Source organism: Nonomuraea sp. NPDC050383 (assembly GCF_044459125.1).
Classification (GTDB): Bacteria; Actinomycetota; Actinomycetes; order Streptosporangiales; family Streptosporangiaceae; genus Nonomuraea.
On sequence record NZ_JBITIP010000003.1, the window covers coordinates 208,958 to 223,113 of the forward strand.

General features: G+C 73.2%; 16 protein-coding genes. 6 read left to right on the top strand and 10 right to left on the bottom strand.

The window, feature by feature from the left end; translation table 11 throughout:
* Complete coding sequence (locus ACIBG4_RS09245) at positions 1 to 183, top strand: hypothetical protein (protein WP_310708114.1); 183 nt, start codon at positions 1 to 3, stop codon at positions 181 to 183.
* Positions 184 to 426: 243 nt separating this feature from the next.
* On the opposite strand, the gene ACIBG4_RS09250 is transcribed toward ACIBG4_RS09245, so the two are convergent.
* From ACIBG4_RS09250 to ACIBG4_RS09265, 4 genes are all read right to left on the bottom strand, one after another.
* The gene (locus tag ACIBG4_RS09250; protein ID WP_310708113.1) at positions 427 to 654 is read right to left on the bottom strand and encodes a hypothetical protein; all 228 of its coding nucleotides are present in this window, start codon (positions 652 to 654) and stop codon (positions 427 to 429) included.
* A gap of 109 nt (positions 655 to 763) precedes the next feature.
* Positions 764 to 1,513 carry a metallophosphoesterase gene (locus ACIBG4_RS09255; protein WP_397201395.1) on the bottom strand — a complete coding sequence of 250 codons (750 nt, stop codon included), beginning with the start codon at positions 1,511 to 1,513 and terminating at the stop codon, positions 764 to 766.
* A 99-nt stretch (positions 1,514 to 1,612) separates the two neighbouring features.
* The gene (locus ACIBG4_RS09260) at positions 1,613 to 2,641 is read right to left on the bottom strand and encodes a CU044_5270 family protein (protein WP_397201396.1); all 1,029 of its coding nucleotides are present in this window, start codon (positions 2,639 to 2,641) and stop codon (positions 1,613 to 1,615) included.
* A complete protein-coding gene (locus ACIBG4_RS09265) occupies positions 2,634 to 3,215 on the bottom strand; it encodes an RNA polymerase sigma factor (RefSeq protein WP_310708168.1) in 582 nt (193 codons plus the stop codon). The genes ACIBG4_RS09260 and ACIBG4_RS09265 overlap by 8 nt, the downstream gene beginning before the upstream one ends.
* A gap of 212 nt (positions 3,216 to 3,427) precedes the next feature.
* Between ACIBG4_RS09265 and ACIBG4_RS09270 the strand changes: the two genes are divergently transcribed.
* A complete protein-coding gene (locus ACIBG4_RS09270; RefSeq protein WP_397201397.1) occupies positions 3,428 to 4,306 on the top strand; it encodes a sulfotransferase family protein in 879 nt (292 codons plus the stop codon).
* A complete protein-coding gene (locus ACIBG4_RS09275; protein WP_397201398.1) occupies positions 4,303 to 5,475 on the top strand; it encodes a glycosyltransferase family 4 protein in 1,173 nt (390 codons plus the stop codon). The genes ACIBG4_RS09270 and ACIBG4_RS09275 overlap by 4 nt, the downstream gene beginning before the upstream one ends.
* 16 nt (positions 5,476 to 5,491) lie before the next feature.
* Here ACIBG4_RS09275 and ACIBG4_RS09280 read toward each other — a convergent pair whose 3' ends face one another.
* From ACIBG4_RS09280 to ACIBG4_RS09290, 3 genes are read right to left on the bottom strand one after another with little or no spacing between them, the layout of a single operon-like run.
* Positions 5,492 to 6,817, bottom strand: coding sequence for a cytochrome P450 (locus tag ACIBG4_RS09280; RefSeq protein ID WP_397201399.1), 1,326 nt, complete (start codon positions 6,815 to 6,817; stop codon positions 5,492 to 5,494).
* Between the two features lie 43 nt (positions 6,818 to 6,860).
* Positions 6,861 to 8,147, bottom strand: coding sequence for a CU044_5270 family protein (locus ACIBG4_RS09285; protein ID WP_397201400.1), 1,287 nt, complete (start codon positions 8,145 to 8,147; stop codon positions 6,861 to 6,863).
* Positions 8,140 to 8,712 (bottom strand): RNA polymerase sigma factor, encoded by a 573-nt coding sequence (locus tag ACIBG4_RS09290; RefSeq protein ID WP_397201401.1) that lies wholly within the window; start codon positions 8,710 to 8,712, stop codon positions 8,140 to 8,142. The genes ACIBG4_RS09285 and ACIBG4_RS09290 overlap by 8 nt, the downstream gene beginning before the upstream one ends.
* Before the next feature lie 205 nt (positions 8,713 to 8,917).
* Here ACIBG4_RS09290 and ACIBG4_RS09295 point away from each other — a divergent pair, with 205 nt between their 5' ends.
* The 3 genes from ACIBG4_RS09295 to ACIBG4_RS09305 all read left to right on the top strand — a co-directional run bounded on the left by ACIBG4_RS09295 (position 8,918) and on the right by ACIBG4_RS09305 (position 11,107).
* Positions 8,918 to 10,231, top strand: coding sequence for a PP2C family protein-serine/threonine phosphatase (locus ACIBG4_RS09295; RefSeq protein ID WP_397201402.1), 1,314 nt, complete (start codon positions 8,918 to 8,920; stop codon positions 10,229 to 10,231).
* Positions 10,228 to 10,593 (top strand): STAS domain-containing protein, encoded by a 366-nt coding sequence (locus ACIBG4_RS09300; RefSeq protein ID WP_310708104.1) that lies wholly within the window; start codon positions 10,228 to 10,230, stop codon positions 10,591 to 10,593. The genes ACIBG4_RS09295 and ACIBG4_RS09300 overlap by 4 nt, the downstream gene beginning before the upstream one ends.
* Before the next feature lie 109 nt (positions 10,594 to 10,702).
* Positions 10,703 to 11,107, top strand: coding sequence for an STAS domain-containing protein (locus tag ACIBG4_RS09305; protein WP_310708103.1), 405 nt, complete (start codon positions 10,703 to 10,705; stop codon positions 11,105 to 11,107).
* 17 nt (positions 11,108 to 11,124) lie between these two features.
* Here the strand turns inward: ACIBG4_RS09305 and ACIBG4_RS09310 are convergent, their stop codons facing one another.
* The 3 genes from ACIBG4_RS09310 to ACIBG4_RS09320 all read right to left on the bottom strand — a co-directional run bounded on the left by ACIBG4_RS09310 (position 11,125) and on the right by ACIBG4_RS09320 (position 14,144).
* Entirely contained in the window at positions 11,125 to 12,174 is a 1,050-nt protein-coding gene (locus ACIBG4_RS09310) for an NAD-dependent epimerase/dehydratase family protein (RefSeq protein ID WP_397201403.1), read from the bottom strand.
* 36 nt (positions 12,175 to 12,210) lie between these two features.
* The gene (locus tag ACIBG4_RS09315) at positions 12,211 to 13,392 is read right to left on the bottom strand and encodes a zinc-dependent alcohol dehydrogenase (RefSeq protein WP_397201404.1); all 1,182 of its coding nucleotides are present in this window, start codon (positions 13,390 to 13,392) and stop codon (positions 12,211 to 12,213) included.
* Positions 13,393 to 13,577: 185 nt separating this feature from the next.
* A complete protein-coding gene (locus ACIBG4_RS09320; RefSeq protein ID WP_355437540.1) occupies positions 13,578 to 14,144 on the bottom strand; it encodes a DUF4142 domain-containing protein in 567 nt (188 codons plus the stop codon).
* Positions 14,145 to 14,156 lie beyond the last annotated feature (12 nt).

Genomic DNA, 14,156 nt, shown 5'->3' on the forward strand with positions numbered 1-14,156 from the left:
ATGTCGCAGCCCGACGAGCGGCCGCTCGCCGACCGGCGGGAGAATCCCGAGGTGTACGACGACGCGGACTTCGCCGAGGAGTTCGACCCGTCCCCCACCGACCCGGCCAACCAGCCGGAGCAGGACCCGCACCGCAAGGTCTACGGCGGGTCCGAAGGCTACGACCGGCCCACCGAGGCCTGAGCCTCGCCGGACGCCGAGGTCCCATGGGCTTTCCCCTCGCTCCCGCGAACACGCACCGAATCGACCGGTGAGATCATCAGAACGGGAAAGGCGAGGAAAGTCCACTCGCACACGCGCGCCATGAGGAGCTGCTGAACCACGGCTGGACCATGGGTTGGATCACGGGTCTCGGGAGAAGGGCCGGTCCCGGCCGGGCCCCGCCGCCCAGCCGGAACCGGCACACCTGGTGACTCCGGTCGTGACTCAGTGGCCCTGGTGCCCGGCGTGCTGACGGGGCTTGGCCTCCACCCACTCCCTGGCCGTGTCGGCGCGGTCGCGCAGCGCCGTCAGCAGCGTGGCGAGGTTGGCGTGGTCCATGTAGGCGGTCTCCTGGATGGCCGTGGAGTGCGCGGCCAGCTGGTCGGCCAGTGCGCGGATCTCGCTCAGGGACTCCAGGACGTCACGGCTTTCCCGTGGGTTCAGATCGCACATGACTCGAACGTAGGGGCGCCGTCGCGCACCGTACATACACGTGATCGCGCCAAAGACCTACCCGTAAGGACAGGGCCCGTAAGGACAGGGCCCGTCAGGACCGGGCGAGTCAGGCGAGGGCGCGGTAGTGGGTGGTGAGCACCCCGTCGTCGTCGAGCACGTGGAAGGCCAGCGACACGGGGGCGTCGTAGTCGACGCAGGTCGCCATGGCGTCCGCGCCCTCCTCCCACGGCAGCACGAGGGCGGAGACGACGCCCGGCGCGGCCCGCAGGGGGCGCCCCGCGAAGGTCGAGGCGACCGCCATGTGGCAGTGCCCGCACAGCACGGCCGCGACCCTGGGATGCCGGGACACCAGGGCGGCCAGCCGGTCCGGCTCGGCCAGGCCCATGGTGTCGGCCACGGCGTGGCGCAGCGGGATCGGCTGGTGGTGGAAGGCGACGAACACCGGCGCGTCGGCCTCGTCGAGCACTCCTTCGAGCCAGTCGAGCGTCTCTCCGGCCAGCAGGCCGCCGTCCTCGCCGGGGATGGTCGAGTCGCACAGCGCGTAGACGGCCCCCGCGGTCCGGTGCACCTGGTTCACGGGGCCGGTCGTGGGCGGCTCGCCGAGCAGCACCCGGCGGAACTCGGCCCGGTCGTCGTGGTTGCCCGGGCAGAGGAACGTGGGGTGACGCAGGTCCAGCAGCTTGCGCGCCTCCTCGTACTCCTCCGCCCGCCCGTGGTCGGCGATGTCGCCGGTGACCAGCACCGCGTCCAGCTCGTACGGCAGGCGGTCCACGAACTCGGCGACCTTGCGGGTGCGCTCGGCGGCACGCGGCGTCCCGTCGAGGTGGGTGTCACTGAGATGCGCGATCACGATCATGACCGGTTTCCTTTCACAGGGATCCACAGGACGCTACCGGCAGGCCGTGACCGTCCTGTAGATCCAGTCACGGCCCGAACCCGAAAGCCAGTTCCGCGTCTACGGACGCTCACCCGGGCGATCCACGATGCCGGACACCAGCTCGGCCCAGGCGTCCGACTGCCCGGCGGAGCGGATCAGGTCTCCGCCCGCCCGCTCGTCCCGCAGCCACAGCATCCGGTCGCCCAGGTACCGGTACGTGCCGGGCTGCAGGATCAGGTACTGCCGGGCGGCCCAGTGCGGGTCGTCCCGGAAGACGCCCAGCCCCCTGCGCCCGGCGCCGTCCAGGACGTCCGCCTGCACCCCGACGCCGGGGATCAGGGCCAGCGCCCGGTACATCGCGGCCTCCAGCCTCGGCGGCATGAACGCCTGCTGCTGCAGGTAGAGCGACAGCACCCGGAACGCCCGCGCGTCCGGGTCCTCCTGCCCCGCCTCCTCCGTGGGCAGCCGCTGCCAGTGCTCGTCGCCCCGGACCCGGGCCAGCAGCTCGGCCGGGTCGGTCGGGAGCGCGCGCAGCTTGCGGTGGTACTCCTGCGGCGTCAGGTCGTCGTCGCCGGGGTCGGGCTCCTGGTTCTCGACGCGCAGCCGTCCCCAGGGGTCGAAGCCCGCCGTCTGGGTCCCGTCGTAACGGGTCCAGCTCTCCATGACCGTGCCCTTGCCGGGCGCCTCGTCGTGGCCGGTGGACATGGTCCTGCGGTACTGCCACTGGTCGGGCCGCGGCAACGAGCCGGTGGAGCGGGTGGAGCGGGTCGAGGCGACGAGCGCCGCCTGTTCGAGCACCACCGACGGGCTCTCGTACCTGGGCGGCTCCGCCGGGCGGGAGGGTCCCTGGCGTTGCACGACGACGACGGCCACGGCCGCCACCATGCACGCGACCGCGACGGCCAGCATGGGCCGCACCCTCGGCACGGACCGTGATCGCAAGCCCAGCCGTGACCGGAAGGCCCGTGGCCGGAAGGCCCGGCGGGACGCGGACTCCGGCTCGCCGCGCGCCTCCGCGAGCAGGCGGGCGCGGGCGGGCGCGAGACGTCCCGCGTCTCCCGCCGGGGCGTCGGAGCGCAGCTCGCGCAGTGTGTCCAGGTCATCCACGGTCCAGCTCCTCCTCGATGGCGGTGGGGTCGCCGCCGAGCGCGGCCCGCGTCCTCTTCCTGGCCCGGTGCAGCCGCGAGCGCACCGTCCCCACGGGGACGCCGAGCGCGGCGGCGGTCTCGTCGTAGCTGAGGTCGGCCCAGGCGACCAGCAGCAGCACGTCCCGCTCGGCCGCCGGCAGCGCCGCGAGCGCCCCCGCCAGCTCGCGCTGCGCGGCCGAGGCCGTGACCCGGGCCTCCACCCGGTCGGCGTACGACTCGGCGACCTCGTCCACGCCCGACCGGGCCAGCGCCCGGTAGAACCTGACCTCGCTACGGCGGTGCTTGCCGATGAGGTTGGCCGCGATGCCGTACAGCCAGGGCCGGGCGTCCAGGCGGGTCAGGTCGTAGCGGGCGCGCTGCCGGAAGGCGTCCAGGAACGTGTCGGCGACGATGTCGTCGGCCAGGGCGTCGCCCAACCGGCGCAGGACATAGCGGTGCAACTCCGGCGCGTGGCGGTCGAACAGCGCCGCGAACGCCTCCGGATCGTCGCGGGAGCGCCGGACGAGCTCCGCGTCGTCGAGATGGTCGGCCATCTGGCGGCTCTCCGTGTCGGGGGTCAAACGTGGCTCCGCTCGGTTCAAGCCTCTCCTGAGCAAGGTGAGGCCCTTGCAAGGTGAGGGTCGTCATCCCTACTCACCCGAACCGCCCCGCCGGGTTCTCCCCATGCCTTCCGCCACCGCCGTCATGCCGTTGACTAGGGGCGTTGCCAGGGAATTGCCAGGAACGCTGGGTAGCCTTCAACGGCATGACATGGCAGCGAAGGCTCAACGAGGCGCTCAGGAGGTATGCCGGCGTCCGGTTCGAACGCGTCAGTGCCGCACTACCGGACGGCCCGTCGGACGGCCCGTCCGACGGTGCGGCGGAGACGTCCCCGGAGACTCCCCGGCCCCCCGCGGACCCCGCGCACGACCGGTTGCTGACGGCGCCCGTGTTCATCCTGTCCCCCGTCAGGTCGGGCTCCACCCTGCTGCGCGCGATGCTCGACGCGCACCCCCTGCTGCACGCACCGCACGAGCTGCACGTGCGGCGGCTGAGCGTCGGCTACGGCACCTCGCTGGCGCGCAGGGCGATGGAGGAGCTCGGCCACAACCAGGCCGACCTGGAGCACCTGCTGTGGGACCGGGTGCTGCACCGGGAGCTGGCCCGCAGCGGCAAGCGCTACATCGTGGACAAGACTCCCGCCAACGCCTTCGCCTACCAGCGGATCGCCACCTGCTGGCCGGACGCGCGCTTCGTCTTCCTGCTGCGTCACCCCGCCTCCATCGCCTCCTCCTGGTACGAGGCGGGCGCCGGGAAACGCACCCCGGAGGAGGCCGCGGCCGACGCGCTGCGCTACATGAAGGCGGTCCGCCGGGCCCGCAAGGGACTCACCGGCCTGACCGTCCGTTACGAGGACCTGACCGCCGACCCGGAGCGGGAGACCAGGGCGATCTGTGCGTTCCTGGACGTGCCGTGGGCGCCCGAGATGCTCTCGTACGGCACGCCCGGCGTGATCCGCAAGGGCCTGGGCGACTGGCAGGACAAGATCCGCTCGGGCACCGTCCAGCCGGGCCGCAACCTGCCCGCCCCCGAGGACGTCCCCGAGCCGTTGAGACCCATGTGCCGCGACTGGGGATACCTGTGAAGATCCGCTACGTGCTGCTGCACGCCTACGGGGTGGGCGGGACCATCCGGACGGTGTTCAACCAGGCCGGCGCGATGGCCGCCCTCGGTCACGAGGTGGAGATCGTCAGCGTGGTGCGCCGCCGCGACAACCCCCAGTTCGCCCTCGACCCCCGGGTCCGGCTGGTCCCGCTGGTGGACCAGCGGGCGGAGGTGCCGGCCGACTCGCTGGGCCGCAAGGTGTGGCGGCGGCTGCGCGGCAAGCTGGTGCCGCGCGGCGAGTTCGCCGCCGAGTACTTCACGGAGCGGGTGGAGAAGGCGGTCATCGACCACGTCTCCGGGCTCGACGACGGCATCCTCGTCACCACGCGTCCCGCGTTGAACCTCATCGCCGCCCGCCGCGCGTCCAAGGGCGTCGTCCTCGTGGCGCAGGACCACATGAACCTCCGCGCCTACCCGGAGCCGGTGCGCGCCGACATCGCCCGTTACTACGACCGTTTCGACGCCGTGGTGGTGCTGACCCGGAGCAACCAGCTCGCCTACCGGGAGCAGCTGCCGCGCACGCCGATCGTGCGCATCCCCAACGCGGTCCACCCGGCGCGCCGGACGTCGGCGCAGGAGCACCCTGTCGTGGTCGCGGCCGGCCGGCTGGTCCGGCAGAAGGGGTTCGACCTGCTCATCCCCGCGTTCGGGCAGGCGGCGCGACGGCACCCGGAGTGGCGGCTGCGGATCTTCGGCTCCGGGCCGAAGAAGGAGCGGCTCGCGCAGCTCATCGAGAGCGAGGGCCTGTCCGGGCGGGTCAGGCTCATGGGCCGCACCAGCCGGATGGACGAGGAGCTGGCCGACGCCTCGATCTACGCGCTGTCCTCCCGCTTCGAGGGGCTGCCGATGGTGATGATCGAGGCCATGGGGCACGCGCTGCCGGTCGCGGCGTTCGACTGCCCGACCGGTCCGGGCGACGTGGTCACGCCCGGCGTGGACGGGCTGCTCGTGCCGCCGGAGGACACCGGCGCGCTGGCCGCGGCGCTCGACCGCCTCATGGGCGACCGTGAGCTGCGGCTGCGGATCGGCGAGCGCGCGGCCCGCACCGCCCGCGGCTACGCGCCCGAGGCGGTCATGCCGCTGTGGGAGGACCTGTTCAGCGAGCTGATGGCGCACGAGCCCATCAACGACACCTACTGGACCCGCTGACCCGGCTCGCCGGGCATCACTCGGCCGGCTCCCCCGGTATCACGCGGTCGATGACGAAGCCGCTGACGGGCAGCGCCGGCGCGCGCCAGCGCGGGATGCTCAGGTCCTGCTCCGGCACGACGCCGTACGACATGCGGCGGGTGAGCGCGGTCACCGCCACCTTCATCAGGTCGATGGTGATCCACTCGCCGGGGCAGCGGTGGCCGCCGTACGGGTCGCCCCCGCCCTGCGGCACGAAGTCGAAGGCGCCGCCGTCCCACTCGGCGAACCGCTCGGGATGGAACTCCTCCGGCCGATCCCACAGCCGCGGGTCGTGGTCGATGCCGTGCAGGTCGAGCAGGACGCGCCGGCCCTTCGGGAAGCGGTGGCCGCGCCACTCGAACGGCTCGGCCACCTTCGCGGCGACCATCGGGAAGAACGGGTAGAACCTGCGCACCTCCTGGACGAAGTGCTCCAGGTAGGCGTCGTCGCCGGACCGCAGCCGTTCCCGGCAGTCCGGGTTGGCGTGCAGAGCCAGGGCGGCGAACGTGACGAACCGGCCGACGGCCACGATCGGCCGCAGCAGGTTCAGCACCTCCACGGCGGCGACACGCGGGTCGAGCAGCGCGCCGTCCGGGTCGCGGTGCAGCGCGACCGTCTCCAGCGCGGTGCCCGCGAACGGCTCGGACCGCTCGCGCACCCGCTTGACCAGCTCGGCGATGGCCTTCTCGGCCCTGATCCGGGCCGTGCGGCCCCGCAGGTAACGGGGGCCGGCGGCGGCGGGCGCGTCGATCATGGCGAGGAGCCGCGCGGTCGCGTGCGGGATGCTCCGGCGGTCGAGCCGGACACCCGTCCACGCGCACGCCACCTCGCACAACAGCTCGCTGACCTCGTCGAACAGCGTGACGCTCGGCCTGCGCGCCCAATGCTCGATCCGCTCGCCCCAGGCCGCCTCGGCCAGCCCGCGCAGCCGCTCCCGGGCCTCCGGCGTCATGAGCGACATGAACATCGCCTTGCGCGAGCGGTGCGCCCCGCCGTCCAGCGACTGCACCCCGCCCCGGCCGAACAGCGTCAGCAGCAGCCGCCGCGGCGCCGCACCGTGCCGGACGAAGCGCCGCTCGTCGTAGAAGACCTTCGCCGCCTCGGCTCCGGTCATGCATGTGGTCGGCCGCAGCAGCAGCCGCGTGTCGAAGACGTCGGTGCCGAGCTCCCCGGCCCGCTCGGCGATGAACGTGTACGGGTTGAGCCGCAGTGCCGGGGTGTCGTCCACACCCAGGACAGGCGACGCCGACACCTCGGCGCCTGTCCGGGGGCACCGCGTCGGCGGCTCCTGCTCGCGCGAAGGCGACTCCAGAGTGCTCATGGCCAGGCAACTATCCCGGGCCCGGCTCCGGAAACCTCCCTCGTCAGCCCTTGGCGGCGGGCAGGTCGGGGCGCTCGCCGGTCCAGCCGAGGTTCCGGTACGCGGTTCTCTGCCGGAGCACGGTCGGATCGCCGTCCGCAGGGGCGTCAGGCGTCCAGTCCCTCCCCAGGGGGAGGCCGGTCCTCGTGTCCACCACCAGCCGCTCCTCACCTGCCCCCAAGCGGTAGACGACCGCCTGGCCCCTGCGCCCGAGCACATCGGTGACCTCCCCCTCGGCCCGCAGCCCCGGCATGGACGCGAGCAGCCGGTAGGCCGACGCGCGCACCTCGGGCGACGTCGCCACCCGGGCGCACACGATCCGCACGACGGCGTCGCGCAGCCGATCGTCCGACTCGGTGGGCGAGGCCGTCCGCTCGCGGATGCCCGCCTCCAGGTACTCACGCAGCTTCGCCGGTCCGGCGGGGATCGCCGCCAGATCCTCCCAGGTCATGAGGCCTTTCAGCAGGTCGCCGCCCGACCCCTTCCACTTGCCGCGCAGCTCGGAGACGTGCGGTTGTCCGGGAGCCGCCTCGACCGCCTCACCGGTCGTGGCGCGCCACGAGCCGGGTGATCCCGCCGCGCGCCAGGCGGCCTCGTCGGCCGGGGTGACCGGCCTGGCGCCGAGATACCGCCTGACCTTCCAGCTCTTGTCGCCCGGGCGCCGCGCCAGCCACTGGTCCTCCTCAAGGCCCAGTTCGAAGACGTAGCCCCTCGTCTTGTCGGACAGCTGCCACCGGGTCACCGTCGTCGTCCGCCAGTAGGCGCCCGCGGCGGGCGCCCCGGCCACCGCGTCGGCGGCGGCGAGCAGCACCTCGCGCGCATCCGCCGTACCCGCCGGGGACGCGACCGGCGTGCCCCTCGCCGTGCTCGCGGCCGAGGGGGGCGTGCCCGGACGGGCCCCGATGACCGGACCGCCGGGTGCGGCCACGGTCGCCGCCACCAGGATCGTCGCCGCCACGGCGAGCCCCGCCCCCGCGGCGGCCAGCCGTCCTCCGACGCGTCCGCCCGTACGGGACCGGCGGCCGGCGGTGCGTCCCGGGGCCCTCGGAACGAGCCCGCCGTGGACGATCCGCGGCTCGGCGGGCCCCCTGTCCTGCGCCCCGGCGGCGGAGGCGTCCGTCCCGGCGTCGGCGTCGCCGGAATCGCGCGCCAGCGCGGCGAGCAGGCGCGTCCGCCCCTCCAAGACGGTGTCGAGCGACGGCTCGGGCGTGCCGAGCAGCGCGCGCACCGCGTCGAGATCGTCCCGGTCGTCCGGCAGGCCGGGGAACGGGTGGCCGTTCAGATCAGGCATCGGTTTCTCCGATCGCGGGGGCGGCACCGCCGAGGGCCGCGCGCAGTCTCTTGCGCACCCGGTTCAGCCTGGAGCCGACGGTGCCGGGCGGGATGTCCAGGGTTTGCGCGACCTCCTCGTAGCTGAGGTCCGCGAGTGCGACGAGGAGCAGCACGTCCCGGTCGCGGTCGGGCAGCCGCCCCAGCTCCGCCGCGAGCCGCCCCCGCGAGCCCGCCGCGAGGAGGCGCGCGGCCACCCGGTCCTCGTGTCCGCCGTCCGCACCGCCCTCGGCCGGCACCCGCTGCAACGCCTCCAGCCTGCGCATCTCCCTCCTGCGGTGCTCGGCCACGAGGTTGGTGGCGATCCCGAAGAGCCAGGCGCGCACGACACCGCGCCCCGGGTCGTACGAGCGGCGCTTGCCGTAGGCCACGAGGAAGGTCTCCGCGGCGAGATCGTCGGCGACCTGCGGGCCGACCCGCCCGGCGACGTACCGGTAGACATCGCCGAAGTAGCGGTCGTAGAGCACCGCGAAGGCGTCGGGGCGCCGCCGCGACTGCTCGATGAGCGCGGCGTCGTCGATCCTCACGGGCACTCCGGAGGGAGCGGTCATCCGGCTGGTGTCCCTTCATCGGGGTTACACCGGTACTCCGTCGAAACGGCGATCCGTCTTCACGCCCGATCTTTTGGGGAGCGTGACTCCTTGGGAGGTTTGTTATCGATAGGGCGGAAGTAGCGCAGGTTGACAAGTAAACTTCGTGCGTCCTCGAAAGAGAAAACGGTGACGCGAGTACATGACGGCAACGTTGACCGACCCCGATGTCGAGACCACGCGGCTCGAAGCTCTGCGCCGCTGCCAGATTCTCGACACGCAGCCTGAGGGGGCGTTCGACCGTGTCGTCGCGCTCGCGGCCCGCGTCCTGGACACACCGATCGCCTCGGTGACGTTCGTGGACACGGACCGCGTCTGGGTCAAGGCCCAGACCGGCCTGCCGGACGGTCTCCACGAGCTGGGGCGCGATCCCGGCCTGTGCGCGTCGGCGATCCTGCGCTCGGACCCGTACGTGGTGAGCGACACTCTCGACGACCCGCTCGCGGGCGACCACCCGCTGGTACGGGGCGAGCCGGGCGTGCGGTTCTACGCCGCCGCGCCGATCGTGACGACCGACGGCCACCGCCTGGGTACCGTCAACGTGATGGACGTCAAGCCGCGTGAGGTCACCGAGGCCGCACTGAGCTCCCTGGCCGACCTGGCCGCCCTGGTGGCGAGCCAGCTGGAGACGCGCCTGTCCGCCCGCTCCGCGGTCACGCTCGAACGCCGGCTGCGCCAGCAGGCCGAGGCGGAGCGCGGGCGGCTGGAGCTGCTGACCTCCACGCTGCGCAAGGTGCTGCTTCCGCCCTCCCCTCCGAAGGTGCCGGGGCTGGACATCGCCACGCACTACCACGTGGCCTCCGCCGACCAGGTGGGCGGCGACTTCTTCGACGTCTTCCGCCTGGACGAGGACAACTGGGCGTTCTTCCTCGGCGACGTGTGCGGCAAGGGCGCCGACGCCGCCGTGGTCACCGCCCTGGCCCGACATACCCTGCGCGCCGCCGCCGTCTACGCGGGCGACCCGGAGGCGGTGCTGGCCAACCTCAACATGGTGCTGATGGACGAGTTCCTGGGCGCGGACCCGTGCTACTGCACGGTCCTGTACGGGGTGCTCACTCCCACCGGCGAGGGCGTGACCGTCAACGTCGCGGGGGGCGGCCATCCTCCGGCGCTGGTCGTCCGCGCCGACGGCTCCGTGGAGGCCCTGCACACCCACGGCGGCATGCTCGTCGGGCTGCTGCCGGAGGCCCGCTTCGCCGTGGCCGGCACCACCCTCGGCCCCGGCGACGGCCTGCTCCTCTACACCGATGGCCTCACCGAGGCCCGCACACCGGCGGGGCACATGTACGGTGAGGACCGCCTGCGAAACCTGGCCGCGACCCTGGCCGGACAGCCCGCCCAGGCCGTGGTGACGCGGCTGGAGGAGACCCTGTCCGCGTTCGGGCCCGGCCTGACCGACGACACGGCCATCCTGTCCATGACCGTTCCTCCGAGCGTGAAAAGGCACTCACGGTGACCACACCCGTTCAGTTGACGCAGATCTCGGCCGACCCCACCACGGGCACGTGCGTCCTGGCTCTGGTCGGTGAGCTCGACTACATCAGCGCGGCTCAGCTACGGGCCGACATGGAGAGCACCCTCCGGCCCGAGGACCGCCACCTCGTGCTCGACCTGAGCGGGCTGGACTTCTGCGACTCGACCGGCATCCGCCTCTTCCTGGTCTTCCGCAAGCTCACCCTGGAGCGCGGCGGGTCGATCGCGCTGGCCGGCCTGACCAGCCGGCTGGAACGCGTCTTCCACATGACCGGGCTGTCGCAGGCCTTCCACCTCTATCCCGACGCCGACCAGGCCAAGGCCGCCATCACGGCCGGCGCCTGACCCGCTCCGGCCGGGAGGCCGGAGCGCGGGCATCTGGGAGCGGGCGGAGGGGATATCGTTCACTCATGGTGACCTCCCTCGGACGGCCCTCCGGTCGGCGGATTCCCTGATGTCCCGGCTCGACCTCGCCTGCGAGCACCTTCCCGGCGCCACCGTCATCTCCGTGGGCGGTGAGATCGACTCCACCAACGCCGCCCGCCTGGAGTCGTTCATCGCCGCCTCGCGCCGGGGGCCCGGCGAGCATCTCGTGTTCGACCTGGCCGAGGTGCGCTTCATGGACAGCGCGGGCCTGCGCACCCTGCTCAACGCCTACCTGTACGCGGAGGACCACGGCGGCGGCGTCCGCCTGGCGGCGTTGCAGTCCATGCCGGCCCGGCTGATCGCGATCACCCGCGTCGGCGACCATCTGCCCGTCCACGCGACGGTCGAGGACGCGCTGACCGCCGTCCTCACCCCGCCGGAGCCCCCGTACCGCCCGGTCAGCGGGGACGGCACGAGCACCGGCGCGGCCTGAGCCGTCCGCCTCCCCGGCTAGGGGCGTCCGCCGACCCCGGTCGTGGTCTCCTTGAGCCGCCCGGCCGGTCCCTCGTCCGGCGCCAGGGGCGCGGTGTCCATCCCGGCGCCCTCGTGCATGCCCTCGACGACCTCCCGCACCGCCTCGGCCGACGAGCGCGCGGGCGTCCAGCTGAGCACCTCCCGCGCCCGGGTCACGTCCATGAGCGGGATCTGCAGCAGCATCTCGAACAGTCCCGGCGCGGCCGGCAGCAGCCGCAGGTGCCAGCCCGCCGCCATCGCCGTCCGGGCCAGCCACGGCGCGACCGTCATCGTCCGGGTGCCGAGCAGCCGGGCCAGGTCCTGCGGGTCGAGCACCGGCTCGGCGGCCAGGTTGAACGGGCCGCTGACCTCCCGGGTGACGGCCAGCCGGTACGCCTGCGCGGCGTCGTCCGCGTGCAGGGCCTGCAGCCGCAGCCCCGGCATGTCGGGCACGAACGGGATCAGCCCCGGCCGTACCAGCCGACGCGGCACGAACGGCCCGCCGAACAGGCGGCGCTGCTCCGTGGCGGACTCCCGCTTGAAGATGAAGCCGGGCCGCATCCGCACCACGCGGATGTCGGGATGGTCGTGCTCGAAGACGTCCAGCACCCGCTCGACGTACGCCTTCTCCCGCCCGTACGCGGCGCCCGGCCAGCCGTGCGTGGGCCAGCTCTCGTCCACCGGCCGGTCCTTGGGCCCCGGCGAGTAGGCGCCCACCGAGGAGGCGTACACCAGGGCGGGGACCCCAGCCTCGGCCACGGCGCGGAAGATCCGCATGCTGCCCAGCACGTTGGCCCGCCACGTCACGGTGGCGTCCCTGGTCGGCTGGAACAGCCACTCCAGGTGGACGACCGCGTCGGCGCCCTCGAAGACCGGCGCCAGGTCGTCGGTCACCACGTCGGCCCGCCGCCACTCGACACCCTCGGGACGCCACCCGGGCGCCCTGCGGGCCACGCCCACGATCGACCTCACCCGGTCGTCGGCCCGCAGCGCCTCCACCACGCTGGTGCCCACATTGCCGGTCGCCCCTACAACCACCACTCTCATGCCGCTCCGGCTGCCCCCCGGCCAGGGGCCGAAACCCTACGGCTGGAGCAGCACCTTGATGGCGCCGTCCTGCTTCTTCTGGAAGATCTCGTAGGCGTGCGGCGCCTGGTCCAGCGGCAGCCGGTGGGTGGCCAGGTCCATCACGCCGAGGGGGTCGGCGTCGTCGGTGACCAGCGGCATCAGGTCGTCGATCCAGCGCCTGACGTGGGCCTGCCCCATGCGCAGCGTGACGCCCTTGTCGAACAGGCGGAGCATGGGCAGCGGATCGGCCATGCCGCCGTAGACGCCGATGATCGAGATGACCCCGCAGCGCCGCACGGAGTCGATGGCCTGGTTGAGCGCGGCCAGGCGGTCGACGCCCGCCTGCGTCATGAGCGGCGCGGCCACCTTGTCCGGCAGGAGACCGGTGAGCGTCTGCGCCAGCTTGGCGCCGGGCGAGCCGTGCGCCTCCATGCCGACGGCGTCGATGACGGAGTCGGTGCCGCGCCCGGCCGTCAGCCCGCGCACCGCGTCGGGCACGTCGTCCGCATGGCGCGAGTCGATCACCTCGACGCCGTGGCGGCGCGCCATCTCCAGCCGCTCCGGCACCCCGTCCACCGCGATCACCCGGTAGCCCCGGTGGCGCGCGATGCGGGCGCACATCTGCCCGATCGGCCCGAGGCCGAAGACGGTGACGCTGCCGCCCTCGGGCACCTCCGCGTACTCCACGGCCTGCCAGGCGGTGGGCAGCACGTCCGACAGGTAGACGAACCGCTCGTCGGCGGGGCCCTCCGGCACCTTGATCGGGCCGAAGTGGGCCTGCGGCACCCGGAGGTACTCCGCCTGCCCGCCGGGCACCTGCCCGTACAGCTTGGTGTAGCCGAACAGCGCGGCGCCCATGCCGTGCTCGCGTACCTGGGTCGTCTCGCACTGGGCGTACAGCTTCAGGCCGCACATCTGGCAGCGGCCGCAGGAGATGTTGAACGGCACGACCACGCGGTCGCCCGGCCTGATGTGCTCGACGTCGGCGCCCACCTCCTCGACCACGCCCATCGGCTCGTGCCCGAGGATGTCGCCCTGGGTCATGAACGGCCCGAGGACCTCGTACAGGTGCAGGTCGGAACCGCAGATGGCGGTGGTGGTGATCTTGATCACCGCGTCGGTCGGCTCCTTGATCGCCGGATCGGCGACCTCCTCGACCCGCACGTCCCGCTTGCCGTGCCAGGTGACGGCCTTCATGGCTGCTCCTCCCGCCGGTGTCGTGCTCGTGGCGGCCGGCGCCGCCGGACCGGCCCGGCGGCCGGGCGGCTGCGCGCCGGCGACGATGCCGACCGGCGCCTCATACCCTCACCACCGGCGCCAAACGGCTCCGGCCGGACGCGGCCCGTGCTCCGGCCGGAAGCCGCCGTGCGACGGCCCCGGGGTCAGGAGCCGTCGACCTCGCGCAGCATGGCCATGTGGCTCTCCAGGGACGGGAGCGTGGTCTTGGCCAGCGAGACGATCTCGGGGGCGGAGCCCTTCTTGATCTCCCGCTTGGTGGCGGTGATGGCCTGCTTGTGCGCCTGGGCCGTCGCCTTGAGGAAGCGGCTGTCGAACCGGGCGCGCGCGGCCTCCTCCAGCGCGGCGGCCTTCTTCTGCTGGGCGGTGGACAGCTCGGCGGGCAGGTGGACGCCGTGCCTCTCGGCGGCGTGCACGAGCTGGTCGTCCAGGCTGTCGTAGTCCTTGACGAACGTGCCGCCGAGCGACTTGACCACCTCCGTCGAGCCCTTGTCCTGGGCCAGCCTGGCCGCGTGGATCTCGGCCAGACCGCCCATGTGGATCTTCCGCATCCAGGCCCGGTCCTGGCCGGAGGCCTGCGCGGCCGGAGCTGACGCGGACGACGACGCCTCGCTGGAGGCAGCGGAATCGGTGGCGCCGCCACCGCAACCGGCGGATGCGGTTACGGCCACAGCGGCGAGGAGCAGGCTCAGATGTGAGCGGCGCATGGACATGGAATCCCCACT